11 protein-coding genes and 1 riboswitch are annotated in these 13,738 nt (G+C 73.8%); of the genes, 1 reads left to right on the forward strand and 10 read right to left on the reverse strand.

Going from position 1 to position 13,738, the window contains the following annotated elements; translation table 11 throughout:
- From JQT67_RS03330 to JQT67_RS03375, 10 genes are all read right to left on the reverse strand, one after another.
- Entirely contained in the window at nt 1-1,806 is a 1,806-nt protein-coding gene (locus JQT67_RS03330) for an ABC transporter substrate-binding protein (protein WP_208063502.1), read from the reverse strand.
- Nucleotides 1,806-4,649, reverse strand: a complete 2,844-nt coding sequence (gene gcvP, locus JQT67_RS03335) for an aminomethyl-transferring glycine dehydrogenase (protein WP_208063503.1) — start codon at nt 4,647-4,649, stop codon at nt 1,806-1,808. Before gcvP ends, JQT67_RS03330 begins: the two co-directional genes overlap by 1 nt.
- Nucleotides 4,649-5,008 (reverse strand): glycine cleavage system protein GcvH, encoded by a 360-nt coding sequence (gene gcvH, locus JQT67_RS03340; RefSeq protein ID WP_021010136.1) that lies wholly within the window; start codon nt 5,006-5,008, stop codon nt 4,649-4,651. The genes gcvP and gcvH overlap by 1 nt, the downstream gene beginning before the upstream one ends.
- Before the next feature lie 3 nt (nt 5,009-5,011).
- Complete coding sequence (gcvT, locus tag JQT67_RS03345; RefSeq protein WP_208063504.1) at nt 5,012-6,133, reverse strand: glycine cleavage system aminomethyltransferase GcvT; 1,122 nt, start codon at nt 6,131-6,133, stop codon at nt 5,012-5,014.
- A 60-nt stretch (nt 6,134-6,193) separates the two neighbouring features.
- Nucleotides 6,194-6,280: riboswitch (glycine riboswitch) on the reverse strand.
- A 31-nt stretch (nt 6,281-6,311) separates the two neighbouring features.
- Nucleotides 6,312-6,719 (reverse strand): monovalent cation/H(+) antiporter subunit G, encoded by a 408-nt coding sequence (gene mnhG / locus JQT67_RS03350; protein WP_208063505.1) that lies wholly within the window; start codon nt 6,717-6,719, stop codon nt 6,312-6,314.
- The gene (locus JQT67_RS03355; RefSeq protein ID WP_021010133.1) at nt 6,716-7,054 is read right to left on the reverse strand and encodes a monovalent cation/H+ antiporter complex subunit F; all 339 of its coding nucleotides are present in this window, start codon (nt 7,052-7,054) and stop codon (nt 6,716-6,718) included. The genes mnhG and JQT67_RS03355 overlap by 4 nt, the downstream gene beginning before the upstream one ends.
- Nucleotides 7,054-7,584, reverse strand: a complete 531-nt coding sequence (locus JQT67_RS03360; protein ID WP_208063506.1) for a Na+/H+ antiporter subunit E — start codon at nt 7,582-7,584, stop codon at nt 7,054-7,056. Before JQT67_RS03360 ends, JQT67_RS03355 begins: the two co-directional genes overlap by 1 nt.
- A complete protein-coding gene (locus tag JQT67_RS03365; RefSeq protein WP_208063507.1) occupies nt 7,581-9,089 on the reverse strand; it encodes a Na+/H+ antiporter subunit D in 1,509 nt (502 codons plus the stop codon). The genes JQT67_RS03360 and JQT67_RS03365 overlap by 4 nt, the downstream gene beginning before the upstream one ends.
- The gene (locus tag JQT67_RS03370; protein ID WP_208063508.1) at nt 9,089-9,535 is read right to left on the reverse strand and encodes a Na(+)/H(+) antiporter subunit C; all 447 of its coding nucleotides are present in this window, start codon (nt 9,533-9,535) and stop codon (nt 9,089-9,091) included. Before JQT67_RS03370 ends, JQT67_RS03365 begins: the two co-directional genes overlap by 1 nt.
- Nucleotides 9,532-12,378, reverse strand: coding sequence for a Na+/H+ antiporter subunit A (locus tag JQT67_RS03375; RefSeq protein ID WP_208063509.1), 2,847 nt, complete (start codon nt 12,376-12,378; stop codon nt 9,532-9,534). Before JQT67_RS03375 ends, JQT67_RS03370 begins: the two co-directional genes overlap by 4 nt.
- 98 nt (nt 12,379-12,476) lie before the next feature.
- Here JQT67_RS03375 and JQT67_RS03380 point away from each other — a divergent pair.
- Nucleotides 12,477-13,738 (forward strand): exonuclease SbcCD subunit D (locus tag JQT67_RS03380; RefSeq protein WP_208063510.1); only part of this gene is annotated, 1,262 nt, incomplete at its 3' end.

Raw genomic sequence — 13,738 nt, forward strand, 5'->3', positions numbered from 1 at the left:
TCACGGCGTCGCCGCTCCCCCGTCGATGCCCCACTCCCACGCGTTCCAGGTGAGGGACGCGTGACCGGGCCTGGGCGAGACGCCCTGCACCTCGGCGGCGCTCACGGTGAGCAGGGTCGGCTCGATGAGCGGCAGCGCGAGCGCGTCGGCGACGAGCGAGGCCTCGATCGCGAGCAGCGTCTCCTCGAGCGCCTCGGGGTCGCCGGTCGCGAGCGCCTCGTCGAGCAGGAGCTCGCGCTCGGTGTCGGCGAGCGCCGTGAGCCCGCCGTCGCGCCACCGCTCGACGACGGCCGCGGCGTCGGCGGGCGCGTCGACGCGGTGGAGCACCGCGTGCCAGTCCTGCTCCTCGAGCCCGGCGGCGAGGTCGTCGACGCCGCAGTCGGCGACGGCCCAGCCGGCCTCGGCCGCTTGCGCCGCGAGGGCGGGCAGCGCGGCCGCGGCGAACGCATCCGCCCGGTCGTACCGCACGCAGACGGGCGTGCCGGCGGCGATGCCCATCGAGTCGCGCTCCGCGATCGCGAGGTCGACGTCGCGCCCGCCGAAGGCCTGCGGGAAGCCCGCGTCCTCGAGGGCGTAGTCGTGGAGCCGGGTGCCGGGCAGGAACAGCAGCGCGTCGACGCCGCTCGCCTCGGCGGCGCGCTCGCCGAGCGCGGCCTCGGCGAGGCCCCGGCGGTCGATCGAGTGGAGGAGGGACGCGCGCGCCTCGGTCGACTGCAGCGGCGCGCGATCCGTGCGGAGCGTCAGCTCCCAGCGGCTGCCGTCGCCGTGCTCGGCGAGCGTCGCCCCGGCGCGGTCGAGGTCGCGCAGCGCGGAGCGGTCGGCCTCGGTCGGCGCGACGGTCGCGATGTCGACCTCGCCGGCCGTGAGCGCGGCGAGCGCGTCCGCGTCGTCGGCGACCGACCGGAGCGCGACGCGCTCGACCGCGGCGCCCTGCGCGCCGACGTAGCGATCGTTGGCGACGAGCTCGACGCGGCCGTCCCTCACCTGCTCGACGCGGTACGGGCCCGACGAGACGAGCACGGCGGGATCCGAGGCGGCCGGGTCGATCGCGAGCGCCGTGCTCCACGCGGCCGCGAGCGGCGCGAGCGCGAGCGGGTCGGCGCGGTCGATCGCGTCGAGCACGCGCTGCTTCGCCTCCATCGGGTCGCTCACCCCGAAGACGCGCTGCCCGAGCACGTGCGCGGGCACCGCGACCGGCAGCGCGGTGCGCCAGTCGGGCACGGGCCGCTCGAAGGCGACGTCGATCGCCCGCGCCCAGTCGTCGCGCGCGGGCCGCTCGCTCGCGAGCGCCATGCCGCCGGGATCGGCGACGTCGAACCACACCTCGCTCGCGCCGAGCTCGATCGAGCCGTCCGGCGCGCGGCGCTCCTCGACGTCGAAGTCGTCGGTCGAGAGCGCGTTGGACGTCGCCGCCCACGCGAGCATGAGGTCGGCCGCGTCGAGCGGCACGCCGTCCGACCAGCGCACGCCGTCGGCGAGGTCGTAGCGCACGGCGAAGCCCGCGCCCTCGACGACGGTCGCGGTGCCGAACGAGGGATCCGCGCGGTGCTCGCCGTCGGCATCCACCACGAAGAACGCGCCGCGCGTCATCGCCGCGACGTCGCGGTTGCCCGCGGTCGCGCCCCGCGTGCTCGAGGCGTTCGCGTCGGTGAGCTCGCCGCTCCACGCCACCTCGACGCTCGTGCCGGGCTGCACGCGCGGCGTGACATCGGGGCCGCACGCGCTGAGCGCGAGCGCGGCGATCGCCGCCACGGCCGTCGCGACGACGGTCCGGGCGGCGATCGGGCGGCGACCGCGGGCCGGCATCAGGCGAAGGCCTCCACCGGCGGGCAGCTGCAGACGATGTTGCGATCGCCGTACGCCTGGTCGACGCGCGCGACCGGCGGCCAGTACTTCGCCCGCTCGACGCCGGGCACGGGGAACACCGCCTGCTCGCGGGAGTAGGGGCGGTCCCACTCGCCGTGCACGATCGAGCCGGGCGTGTGCGGGGCGCGGCGCAGGGCGCTCTCGTCGAGCGGCACCTCGCCGCGGCCGATCGCGTCGGCCTCGGCCTTGATCGCGATCATGGCGTCGACGAAGCGGTCGAGCTCGGCGAGGTCCTCCGACTCCGTCGGCTCGACCATGAGCGTGCCCGCGACGGGGAACGACATCGTCGGCGCGTGGAAGCCGAAGTCGACGAGCCGCTTCGCGACGTCGTCGTTCGTGACCCCGGTCGCCTCCTTGAGCGGGCGGAGGTCGAGGATGCACTCGTGCGCGACGAGGCCGTGCTCGCCCGTGTAGAGCACCGGGTAGTGCTCGCGCAGGCGCGTCGCGATGTAGTTCGCGGCGAGCACGGCGCTCGCGGTCGCCTTCGTGAGGCCCTCGAGCCCCATCATGCGCACGTACGCCCACGAGATCGGCAGGATCGACGCCGAGCCCCACGGCGCGGCCGAGATCGGGTTCGCGCCGATGCGCACGCCGTCGATCTCCTGCCACTCCTCGCGCGGGTCGCGCGGCAGGAACGGCGCGAGGTGCGCCTTCGCCGCGACGGGACCGACGCCGGGGCCGCCGCCGCCGTGCGGGATGCAGAACGTCTTGTGCAGGTTGAGGTGCGAGACGTCGCCGCCCATGTCGCCGAAGGTCGCGTGGCCGAGGAGCGCATTGAGGTTCGCGCCGTCGATGTAGACCTGGCCGCCGGCCTCGTGCACGAGGTCGGTGATGCGGCGGATCTCGGACTCGTAGACGCCGTGCGTCGAGGGGTAGGTGATCATGAGCGCCGCGAGCTGCCCCGCGTGCGTGCCGATCTTCGCCTCGAGGTCGTCGACGTCGACGTCGCCGTTGCCGCGCGTCGCCACGACGACGACGCGCATGCCGGCGAGCACGGCGCTCGCCGCGTTCGTGCCGTGCGCCGAGGCGGGGATGAGCACGACGTCGCGGTGGCCGTCGCCGCGCGAGTCGTGCCAGCCGCGGATGGCCATGAGGCCCGCGAGCTCACCTTGCGCGCCCGAGTTCGGCTGCAGCGAGACGGTGTCGTAGCCCGTGATGCGCGCGAGCCACTCGCCGAGCTGGTCGATGAGCGCGAGCGAGCCCTCGGCGTCCTCGAGCGGGCCGTAGGGGTGCGGCTGCGAGAACTCGGGCCACGTGATGGCCTCCATCTCGGCGGCCGCGTTGAGCTTCATCGTGCACGAGCCGAGCGGGATCATGCCGCGGTCGAGCGCGTAGTCGCGGTCGGAGAGCCGCTTCGCGTAGCGCATGAGCTGCGTCTCGGAGCGGTGCGCGTGGAAGACCTCGTGCGTCATGAACGCGCTCTCGCGCGCGAGTGTCGCGGGGATCGCCCGCTCCCCCTCACCGGCGTCGGCGAGCCCGAGCGCCGGGAGCAGCGCGTCGAGGCGCACGCCCGTGCCGAGCTCCGCCCACGTCTCGTCGAAGGCGACGTGCAGGGTGTCGTCGTCGACGACGTGCACGAGGATGCCCGCGTCGGCCGCGCTCGACTGCAGCTCGCGCGCCCGGCCGGGCACGCGCATCCGCACGGTGTCGAAGAAGCGCTCGTGGACGAGCTCGATGCCCGCCTCCCGGGCCGCGCGCGCGAAGCGCGTCGCGACCGCGTGCACGCCCTCGGCGATCGCGGTGATGCCGTCGGGGCCGTGGTACACGCCGTACATCGATGCCATGACGGCGAGCAGCACCTGCGCGGTGCAGATGTTGCTCGTCGCCTTCTCGCGGCGGATGTGCTGCTCGCGGGTCTGGAGCGTCAGGCGGTAGGCGGGATAGCCCTCGGCGTCGACCGAGACGCCGACGAGGCGGCCCGGCATCTGGCGGGTGAGCTGCTCGGCGACGGCCATGAAGCCCGCGTGCGGCCCGCCGAAGCCCATCGGCACGCCGAAGCGCTGCGACGAGCCGACGACGATGCGCGCGCCCTGGTGGCCGGGCGCCTCGATGAGCGCGAGCGCGAGGAGGTCGGCGGCGGCGACCGGCACGCCGCCCATCGCGGCCGAGGCGGCGAAGATGCCGCGCGCGTCCCACACGAGGCCGGATGCGCCGGGCAGCTGCGCGACGACGCCGAACGAGTCCGGGAGGTCGGCGGGGTCGGTCGTCGCGAGCGGCAGCTCGACGAGCTCGATGCCCGTGCGGTGCGCGCGGTGGCGGAGGAGCGCCTTCGACTGCGGCAGGAGGTCGGTGTCGACGACGAAGACGGACGAGGCCGACTTCGAGGCGCGGCGCGCGAGCAGCATCGCCTCGACGACCGCGGTGCCCTCGTCGAGCATCGAGGCGTTCGCGATGTCGAGGCCCGCGAGGTCGGCGACCATCGTCTGGAAGTTGATGAGCGCCTCGAGCCGGCCCTGGCTGATCTCGGGCTGGTAGGGCGTGTAGGCCGTGTACCACGAGGGGTTCTCGAGGATGAGGCGCTTGATCGGCGCGGGCGTGACGGTGCCGGCGTAGCCGAGGCCGATCGCGGAGTGCCGCACGCGGTTGCGCGACGCGAGCGCGCGCAGCTCGGCGAGCGCTTGCGTCTCGGTCGCCGCCTCGCCGATCCCGGTGCCGGCCGAGCGGATGCCCGCGGGCACCGCGGCGTCCATGAGCGCCTCGAGCGAGTCGAAGCCGACGGCGCTGAGCATGCGCTCCTGCGCCGCCGCATCGGTGCCGATGTGGCGGTCGACGAAGGGGCGCATCAGGCGGTGAGCTCTCGGTAGGCGGCCTCGTCGAGCAGCTCCGGCTCCTCCGTGAAGCGCACCTTGACGAGCCAGCCCGCGCCCTCGGCGGCGGAGTTCACGAGGGTCGGGTCGCCCGCGACCTCGTCGTTGACCTCGACGACCTCGCCGGCGGCGGGCACGATGAGCTCGCCCACCGACTTCGTCGACTCGATCTCGCCGATCGCCTCGCCGGCCGCGAAGGAGCGGCCGACGCCGGGCAGGTCGACGAACACGACGTCGCCGAGCGCCGACTGCGCGTAGTCGGTGATGCCGATCGTGGCGACGTCGCCCTCGATGCGGATCCACTCGTGGTCGGCGGTGTACTTGGTCTCGCTCATGGTTCAGGCCTCTCGCTTGTAGAACGGCAGCTGGGCGACGGTCGCGGGCAGCTGCGTGCCGCGGACGTCGACGGTGAGGGCGTCGGAACCGGCGGACGCCGGCTCGACGAGGGCCATCGCGATCGGATGACCGAGGGTCGGCGACAGGGCGCCGCTCGTGACGCGGCCGACCGGGCGGCCGTCGTCGAGCACGGGGTAGCCGGCGCGCGGCGCGCGGCGGCCCTCGGCGGTGAGCGCGACGAGCACGGGCGCGTCGTCGGCAGGGCCCGCCTCGACAGCCGCCCGGCCGACGAAGTCGCCCTTGGTCTTGAGCGCCACGACCCGGCCGAGGCCGACTTGCGCCGGCAGCACGTCGAGCGAGAGCTCGTTGCCGTAGAGCGGCATGCCGGCCTCGAGGCGCAGCGTGTCGCGCGCGGCGAGCCCGCACAGCGCGAGGCCGTGCTCCTCGCCCGCGAGCACGATCGCGCGCCACAGCGACTCCGCCGCGTGCGCGGCGATGTAGAGCTCGAAGCCGTCCTCGCCGGTGTAGCCCGTGCGGGCGACGAGCACGTCCTCCCCCTCGAACACCGCGGGGAGCGACCGGTAGTAGCGCAGGCCCTCGAGCGGCTCCGACTCGAGCCCGATCGCGCCGACGATCGCGGCGGCAACGGGGCCCTGCACCGCGACGAGGCCCGTCTGCTCGGTCTCGTCGACGACGCTCGCGTCGAAGCCCGCGACCCGGGCGGAGAGGGCGTCGAGAGCGGCGTGGCGGTTCGAGGCGTTCGCGACCACGAGGTACTCGGGCGCTGCGCCCGACTCGTCGACCCGGTAGACGATGAGGTCGTCGACGATGCCGCCGTGCTCGGCGAGCAGGAGCGAGTACTTCGCCTGCCACGGCTCGATCGCGGAGATGCGGCCGGCGAGCGCGTGGTCGAGGAACGCGCCGGCGTCCGGCCCGCTCACGCGCAGCTCGGCCATGTGGCTGAGGTCGAACAGGCCCGCCCGCTCGCGCACCGCCTGGTGCTCGGCGAGGTCGGAGCCGTAGCGGACGGGCATCTGCCAGCCGGCGAAGTCGATGAGCTGGGCCCCCGCCTCCCCGTGCACGTGCAGGAGCGGCGAGGCCGGCTGCGGAGCGTCTGCGGTCATGAGTCCTCCTGTGTCTGGACTCCCCCACTGTCGCGATCGTCGCCGATCGCTCCAGAGCGGCCTGCCCGTGCGGTTCGAGGACCTGAGAGTTTGGCGGGGAGGCTTGCTCCTTCGGTGCCCCCGGAGGGGCTCTCCCGCACGGGTGTGCAGCGGCCGGCTGTGCGTTCTGCCTGCGATCCTACCTGCTCGCGCGGCCGACGTCGGGATCGGTCTCGTCGGGGTCGAGCCCCGCGCGATCGCCGTCGTCGTCGATCCGCTCGCGCTCGCGGTCGTCGACGACGAGGTCGGCGCGGTACTGCCGCGAGCGGTGCGCAGCCTTCGCCATCATCTGCGTCGCGACGGGCGAGGTGACGAGCTGGAGGCACGCGGCGACCGCGAGCATCGCGGTCGCGCTGCCGTTCCGCAGCACGAGCGAGAGCCCGACGCACAGCAGCAGGAAGCCGAGCGTCTGCGGCTTCGACGCGGCGTGCATGCGGTTGAGCACGTCCGGCAGCCGCAGGATGCCGATCGCCGCGGTGAGCGTGAAGAAGGCGCCGACGAGGATGAGCGCGGCCCCGACGACGTCGAGCACGGATTCCAGGGTCACTCGCGGTCCTCCCCGCCGACGGGCCCGTCGCCCTCGATGCCGGTGCCCGGCTCGCGCGCGGGCGCGGGGCCGACGACGTTCTCACGACCTGCGACGAAGCGCGCCATCGACACGGTGCCGGCGAACGCGAGCATCGACAGCACGAGGATCACGGGGATCGTGAAGGGCTGGTGGTTGATCGCCGCCTCGACGGCGAGGCCGCCCGCGACGGTCGTGATGAGCACGTCGGTCGCGACGACGCGGTCGCTCGGACCCGGTCCGCGCACGATGCGGATGAGCGCGAGCGCCGCCGAGACGACGAGCATGACGCCGGCGATGACGAGCACGATCTCCATCAGTCCTCCTCCAGCAGCGCGCGGTCCTCGGGGGTGCCGAACGCCCGCAGCACGGTCGCCTCGGTCGCGAGCACGCTCGCGCGCGCCCGGTCGATCGCGGGCTCGTCCTGCGCGTCGAAGACGTGCACGAGCAGCCAGCCCTCCCCCGCGTCGATCGCGACCGAGCCGGGCACGAGGGTGACGAGCTCGGCGGTGATGACGGTGATGAAGATCGAGTCGCTGCGCAGCGGCACGCGGATGATCGCGTTGCGGGTCGGGCGCCAGAACGCGAGCACCTTCACCGCGACCTGGAACGACGAGACGATGAGGCCGCGGAGCGTCACGAGCACGAGCCGGAGGAACCCGAGCGGCCGGAAGGAGTCGAGCTCCGGGACGTCCGGGAGCGGGAAGATCAGCTGGATCGCGAGCGCGATGAGGAGTCCCCACAGGGCCGCGCCGATCGAGGGCTGGCCCCACAGGAGCATCCAGATGACGGCGAGGCCGATCGTGGTCGGGAGCGAGAAGCGGTAGCGCAGGGCTGGGCGGTTCACGGCATCGCCTCCTCGACCGCGTCGTGGTACGCGCCGCCGACGATGTCGATGGATGCGCGCTCGGCGTAGTCCGAGAGCGGTCCGGCGAGCGCGGTGAGCGCGACGGTGATGCCGACGAGCGTCGATGCCGCGAAGATCCAGATGCGCGGCAGCACGCGCAGCGAGTGGACGCGGTCGTCGTCCTCGCCGCGGTCCTGCCAGAACGCGCGCTGCCACACGCGGATGACCGCGATGAGGGTCAGGAGGCTCGTCGCGATGCCCGCGACCACGGCGGTGATCGCGAGCGCCGACGGCACCTCGAGCGCGGCGTCGAGCAGCGCGACCTTGCCGAGGAAGCCCGAGAAGGGCGGGATGCCGCCGAGGTTGAGCGCCGGCAGCAGGTAGAGCGCCGCGAGCAGCGGCACCGACGCGAGCCCGCCGAGCCGCGAGAGGCTCGTCGATCCGCCGATGCGCTCGATGAGCCCGACGACGATGAAGAGCGCGGTCTGGACGAGGATGTGGTGGACGATGTAGAAGATCGCGCCGGCGAGGCCGGCCTCGGTGCCGAGCGCGACGCCGAGCAGCATGTAGCCGATGTGGCTCACGAGCGTGAACGACAGGAGTCGCTTGATCTCGCCTTGCGCGAGCGCGCCGAGGATGCCGAGCACGAGCGTGAGGATCGCGACGACGAGCAGCAGCTCGGTGAGCGGGCTGTCGGGGAACAGCAGCGTCTGCAGCCGGATGATGGCGTAGACGCCGACCTTCGTGAGGAGGCCCGCGAAGACGGCCGTGACGCTCGCCGGCGCCGTCGGGTACGAGTCGGGCAGCCACGCCTGGAGCGGGAAGATCGCGGCCTTGATGCCGAAGACGACGAGCAGCAGCAGCTGGATCGTGAGCTGCAGCGAGGGATCGAGCTCGGCGAAGCGCTCCGGCAGCTGCGCGAAGCTCACCGTGCCGGTCGCGCCGTAGACGAGCGCGAGCGCGAGCAGGAACAGCGTCGACGACGCGACGCTCACGACGACGTACGTGCTGCCGGCGCGCACGCGCTCCTTCGTCGCGCCGAGCATGATGAGCACGTACGACGAGAACAGCAGCATCTCGAAGCCGACGAAGAGGTTGAACAGGTCGCCCGCGAGGAACGCGTTCGCGACGCCCGCCGTCAGCACGAGGAAGGTCGGGTGGAAGACCGACACGGGCGCCCCGTCGGCGCTGTCGGCGATGTCGCGCCGCGAGGGGAAGATCACGACGATCGCGGTGACGATGCTCGAGACGAGCACGAGCAGGGCCGAGAGCCGGTCGGCGACGAGCACGATGCCGAGACCCTCGGGCCACGCCCCGACCCACAGCACGATCGGCCCCTGGGCGTCGGCCGCGAGGCACAGGATGAGCGCGAGCACCGCGACGACGGCGAGCGTCGTGCCCGAGACGATGCGCTGCCACGCGGGGTGGCGCGCGAGCGCGAGCGTGATGCCTGCCGCGAGGAGCGGCAGGAGCACGGGGACGGGGACGAGGTTCGCGAGGTCCATCAGTCGTCGCCCTTCCCCGCGCGGCCGCCGGACTCGGTGTCCGGCTGCTCCTCGGGCGTGAGCTCGACGTAGGCCTCGCTCGAGAGGTCGGCCTCGGCGCGGCGCCGGACGATCGCGTCCTCGACGTCGTCGGCGACCTCGTCATGGCCCTCGAGCTGGAAGGAGCGGTACGACATCGCGAGCAGGAACGCGCTCGTCGCGAGCGAGATGACGATCGCCGTGAGCACCATGGCCTGCGGGAGGGGGTCGGAGATCTCGTCCTCGGGCGTGCCGACGATCGGGCCGAGTCCGGCGGGGCCGGCGGCGACGAGGAAGAGCAGGTTGACGCCGTTGCCGGCGAGCATGACGCCCGCGAGGATCCGCATGAGGCTCCGCTCGAGCAGCAGGTACGTGCCGGCGGCGATGAGCACGCCGCCCGCGACGGCGAGCGCGAGGGACGGGGTCACCGGCGCACCTCCTTGCCGGGCAGCGAGCGGTCGGAGCGCCACGCGGGCCGCGGCGCCGCGTTCTGCTCGGCGTGCAGGTCGATGCCGGCGCCGAGCGAGCGGATGAAGTCGAGCATCGCGCCGATGACGATGAGCCACACGCCGACGTCGAAGAACAGCGTCGTGACGAGCTTCTGCTCCCCGAGCAGCGGCAGCACCCACTCGATCGCGTACGACTCGCCGATGCGGCCGCCGATCAGGATGGGCCACACGACGCCCAGGACCGCGACCGCCATGCCCGCGCCGAGGAGCTTGCCCGCGTCGAGCGGTGCCGCCTCGGTGAGCTCGTCGCGGCCGCCCGCGAGGTAGCGCACGGCGAGCGCGATGCCGGCGACGAGACCGCCGGCGAAGCCGCCGCCCGGCTCGTTGTGCCCGACGGCGAGCAGGTAGATCGAGACGAGCATCATGATCGGGAACAGCAGGCGCGTCATCATCTCGAGCACGGGCGACGCCATGTGCTCGTCGGTGAAGGCGCCCCGCAGCCAGTTGCCCCGGCGCGTCGCAGGGTCGTCCTGGCGCAGCACGCCGAGGCCCGCGACCGGGCGGCGCACGAAGATGAGGCTCGCGACGCCCGTCGCGGCCGCGAGCAGCACCGAGACCTCGCCGAGCGTGTCCCACGCGCGGATGTCGACGAGCGTGACGTTGACGATGTTCTCGCCGTGGCCGAACTCGTACGCCCAGCGGTAGAAGCCCTCCGAGATCGGCTCCGCCGTGCGCGCCTGCAGCGCTGCGAGCGACGCGAGCGTCGCGAACGCGCCGACGAGGATCGCGAGCAGGGCTCGCGGGTAGCGAGCGGCCCGCAGCGGCCGATCGGTGAAGTACTTCGGCAGACGGCGCAGCACGAGCACGAGCACGATGAGGAAGACCGTCTCGGTCAGCACCTGCGTGAGCGCGAGGTCGGGCGCGCCGTGGAGCAGGAAGAGCAGGCCGACGCCGTAGCCGACGACGGAGACGAGCATGAAGGCCTTGAGCCGGCCGCGCGCGGTCGTGACGAGCACCGCCGCGATCGAGATGAGCGCAGCCGCGCCGACCTGGCCGACGGAGTCGAAGAGCCGGAGGTCGCCCGAGACGAGGCCCGCCGTGACGAGCGCGCCGCCTGGCAGCGCGACCACGACGAGCAGGATCGTCGTGAGGTGCAGCGGGAGCGAACCCGTCTGGATGCGCCCGGTCACCTCGACCGCGAGCCGGTCGAGCCCGCGCATCCCGGCGTGGTAGCCCCGCTCGAAGATGTCCTGCCCGTGCGGAGCGCGCCGGGCGCTGCCGACCCGCAGGTGGATGACGGTGCCGAGCGCCCACGCCGCCATCGACGCCGCGAGCGCTGGGGTGAAGCCGTGCCAGAGCGCGAGGAGCGGCGCGGGCTCGCCCGCGGGGACGGTCGACACGTGCGGGCGGAGCAGCTCCGTGATGAGGTCGCCCGCGAACCCGAGCAGCAGTCCCGCCGCGGCGAGGATGACGGGCGCGACCGCGAGCGCCCCCGTGCGCCGCTTGACCTCGACGGTCTGCGGCCCGAAGAACGTGCCCATGATGAGGCGCAGCGAGTACGTCACGGTGATCGCCGCGCCGAGCGCGATGGCGACGAAGGCGAGCCAGCCGAGCGCGACGAGCTCCTCGCTCGTACCGGCGATCGCCGCGTCGAGCGCCGCTTCCTTCGCGAGGAAGCCGAGCGCCGGCGGGAGCCCCGCCATCGACGCGGCGGCGAGGATCGCGGCCCCGGTGACGATCGGCATCCGCCGCGCGAGCCCGCCGAGCTCGCGCAGGTCCCTCGTGCCGGTCGCGCGGTCGACGGCGCCGACGACCATGAACAGGCCCGCCTTGAAGATCGCGTGGGCGACGAGCAGCGTGAGTCCCGCCTGCATCGCACCTTGCGTGCCGATGCCGATGACCGTCATGAGCAGCCCGAGCTGGCTCACGGTGCCGTGCGCGAGCAGCACCTTGATGTCGAGCTGCCGCATCGCGCGCACCGCGCCGAGCAGCATCGTCACGATGCCGAGCCCGACGAGCGTCCAGCGCCACCACGGCAGGTCGACGAACGCCGGCGTGAACGCGGCCATGAGGAAGATGCCGGCCTTCACCATCGCGGCGGCGTGCAGGAACGCCGAGACGGGCGTCGGCGCCGCCATCGCGCCCGGCAGCCAGTACTGGAAGGGCACGATCGCCGACTTCGAGAGCGCGCCGACGACGAGGCAGCCGGCGGCCCACGCGGCGGCCGCCGAGCGGGGCGGGTCGGCGACGATCGCGCTGAGCGAGTACGTGCCGGTCTTCGCCTCGAGCAGCAGGATGCCGACGAGCATCGTGAGCCCGCCGATCGTCGTGACGACGAGCGCCGTCTGCGCCGCTCGGCGGTTGCTCGCCGAGCGGTGGTTGAGGCCGACGAGCAGGTAGCTGAACAGCGTCGTGAGCTCCCAGCCGACCGTGAGCACGATGAGGTCGTCCGAGAGCACGAGCAGGAGCATCGAGGCGGCGAACCCCGTGAGGAGCCCCACGGTGCGGGCCGCGAGCGTCTTGGAGTCGAAGTACCACGCGCAGTAGACGAAGATGAGGCCGCCCACGCCGAGCACGACCATCGAGAGCAGCCACTGGAGCGCGCCGAGCCGCAGGTCGATCGCGATGCCGAGCGACGGCATCCACTCGATCCGCTCCTGCAGCACCTGCCCGGCAGCGACGAGCGGCGCCTGCAGGCCGAACCACACGGCGGCCGCGAGGCTCGCCGCGGCGGGCAGCAGGAAGACGAACCGCCCCAAGCGGCCGCTGAGCGCGCTGGAGACGACTCCGAGGACGGCGAGCGTCGTCACAGTCAGCAGCACGTGGTGGAGTCCCTCTCGAGCTCGGGCAGGGGCTGTGTCAACCCTACCGGCGCGGCGGGCCTCCGACGCGCGTGGGTCGCTCGATCTACCGTGGAAGGATGCGCCTCCTGCACACCTCCGACTGGCACGTCGGCCGCACGTTCCACGGCGCCGACACGCTCGAGGCGCTCGAGGATGCGCTCGGCGCGCTCGCGAGGGTCGTGCGGGAGCGCGCGGTCGACGTCGTGCTCGTCGCGGGCGACGTCTTCGACTCGGCGATGCCCGCCGGCCGGCACGTCGAGGCGCTCTCGCGGTCGCTCGCCGCGATCCGGGAGGCGGGTGCCGAGATCGTCCTCTCGAGCGGCAACCACGACTCCCCCGCGCGGCTCGGCGCGAACGCCGCGTTCGCGCGAGCGGGTGGGCTGCACCTCAGCACCGCGGCGCTCGACCCCGCGTCGTGGCGCATCGAGCTCGCCGACGAGCACGGGCCGGTGGCCGTCTTCGCCGTCCCCTACCTCGAGCCGGTCGCGCTCCGGGCGGCGCTGCCGGGAGCGGGCATCGCGACGCAGGCCGACGCGATGCGCTGGGCGATGGATGCCGTGCGCGCGTCGCTCTCGGACGCCCCGGCGCGCGCGGTCGTGCTCGCGCACTGCTTCGCGGCCGGCATCGCCGACGACGCCGCGCGAGTCGACGAGGCGGTGCGGCTCGACGACGCGCCGCGCGACATCACCGCCGGCGGGCTCGACGTCGTGCCGGCGTCGGTCTTCGACGGCGTCGACTACGTCGCGCTCGGCCACCTGCACTCGCGGCAGGAGCTCTCGCCCTCGGTGCGCTACTCCGGCGCGCCGCTCCACTACTCGTTCCGCGAGCGCTCGCCCGAGCGCGGCGGCTGGCTCGTCGAGCTCGACGCCGAGGGGCTCGCGGCGGTCGAGTGGGTGGGTCTCCCCGTGCCTCGCGCGCTCACGACCGTCGAGGGCGAGCTCGCGGCGCTGCTCGCGGACGCGTCGCTCGACGGCACGGAGGACGACTGGTTGCGCGTGCGGCTCACCGACCGCGTGCGGCCGCTCGACGCGATGCGCCGGCTGCAGGAGCGCTGGCCGCACGCGGCCGAGGTCTCGTGGATCGGCGGCGCGAGCGCGCCCCAGCGGCAGCTGCGCGAGCGGCTCGCGCGGCGGAGCGAGGCCGAGGTCGTCGACGACTTCCTCGCCCACGTCCGCGCGGGCGCGTCGGCCACCGACGCGGAGGCGGCGCTCGTGCGCGAGCTGCTCGCGCGCGCGGCGGCCGACGCGGTCACCAGCGCCGCCGACCCACAGCCCGCCTTCGCCCACCGACAGCCCGCAGCACAGCTCGAGGTTCACGCCGCGGCGCCTGCCCTCGCAGA

The sequence above is a fragment of the Agrococcus sp. TF02-05 genome, from assembly GCF_017565345.1.
GTDB classification, from domain to species: Bacteria; Actinomycetota; Actinomycetes; order Actinomycetales; family Microbacteriaceae; genus Agrococcus; species Agrococcus pavilionensis.

Excerpts from the sequence above, each read along its gene's own strand:
- gcvT (WP_208063504.1), bottom strand. The coding sequence starts at position 6,133 with ATGACCGCAGACGCTCCGCAGCCGGCCTCGCCGCTCCTGCACGTGCAC.
- JQT67_RS03330 (WP_208063502.1), bottom strand. The coding sequence starts at position 1,806 with ATGCCGGCCCGCGGTCGCCGCCCGATCGCCGCCCGGACCGTCGTCGCG.
- JQT67_RS03365 (WP_208063507.1), bottom strand. The coding sequence starts at position 9,089 with ATGGACCTCGCGAACCTCGTCCCCGTCCCCGTGCTCCTGCCGCTCCTC.
- gcvP (WP_208063503.1), bottom strand. The coding sequence starts at position 4,649 with ATGCGCCCCTTCGTCGACCGCCACATCGGCACCGATGCGGCGGCGCAG.
- gcvH (WP_021010136.1), bottom strand. The coding sequence starts at position 5,008 with ATGAGCGAGACCAAGTACACCGCCGACCACGAGTGGATCCGCATCGAG.
- JQT67_RS03355 (WP_021010133.1), bottom strand. The coding sequence starts at position 7,054 with ATGGAGATCGTGCTCGTCATCGCCGGCGTCATGCTCGTCGTCTCGGCG.